Origin of the sequence: Streptomyces katrae (genome assembly GCF_000966975.1) — a bacterium.
Lineage (GTDB): Bacteria > Actinomycetota > Actinomycetes > Streptomycetales > Streptomycetaceae > Streptomyces > Streptomyces katrae.
This window is the reverse complement of record NZ_JZWV01001035.1, coordinates 1-1,020: the sequence shown is the minus strand read 5'-3', so window position 1 is coordinate 1,020 and position 1,020 is coordinate 1. Positions and strand designations below refer to the sequence as shown.

The following is a 1,020-nucleotide window of genomic DNA, read 5'->3' as shown; positions in this document are numbered from 1 at the left end:
CCCATGGCGGTGGTGAGGACCCCGCTGCCGGGGCCGCCGCCCATGGTGGGCGGGGGGACGTACCCGGGGTGGCTGTGTTCGGCCGAACGGGCGGAGGCGCGTTCGCTGGTGGCGCGGGCGACGGGGAGCCGCTCGTCCTCGTAGGTGTGCAGCAGGTCCGGTCCGGCGGAGCCGTTCAGCACGGCGGCGATCTTCCAGGCCAGGTTGTGCGCGTCCTGGATGCCGGTGTTGGAGCCGAAGGCCCCGGTCGGGGACATCTCGTGCGCCGCGTCGCCGACGACGAAGACCCGGCCGACCGAGTACTGCTGGGCGACCCGCTCGGCGGCGTGCCAGGGGGCCTTGCCGCCGATCTCCACGTCCAGGTCGGGCACGCCGATGGCGTTGCGGATCTGGGCGATGCAGCGCTCCTCGGTGAAGTCCTCCAGCGTCTCGCCCGTCTCCGGGTGCCAGGGGGCGTGGAAGACCCACTGGGTCTCGTTGTCCACCGGCAGCAGGGCTCCGTCGGCGCCCGGGCGCATCAGGTAGCAGACGATGAAGCGCAGGTCGCCCAGGAGGCCGGCGAGGCGTTCGGAGCGGAAGACGATGCTGACGTTGTGGAACAGCTCGCCGCTGCCGGCCTGGCGGATGCCGAGGGCCTCGCGGACGGGGCTGCGCGGTCCGTCGGCGGCGATCAGGTAGTCGGCGCGGACGGTGAGGTGCTCGCCGGTCCCCCGGTCCTTCACCAGGCAGGTGACCCCCTCGGCGTCCTGGTCGAAGGTCATCAGCTCGGTGGAGAAGCGTACGTCGGCCCCCTGGGCGCGGCTCTGCGCGGCCAGGACCGGCTCGATGTTGTTCTGGCTGCACAGGCACCAGCCGGTGGGGCTGAACCGGGCGAGCGCCCCGGAGGGGTCGACGGCCTTGATGAGCCACTTGTGCTCACCGCCGATGAGGGCCTGGGTCTGCAGGATGCCCTGGTTGGCCTCCAGGGCGGAGGCCTCCTTGCGGATGGCGGGTTCGGCCCCCGCCGTCCGGAACAGCTCC

1 protein-coding gene is annotated in these 1,020 nt (G+C 72.6%); it reads right to left on the bottom strand.

Annotated elements, in window-relative coordinates; all coding sequences use genetic code 11:
* Positions 1-1,020, bottom strand: a 1,020-nt coding sequence (locus tag VR44_RS31840) for an FAD-dependent monooxygenase (RefSeq protein ID WP_045951100.1), incomplete at both ends; no start/stop codon positions are given.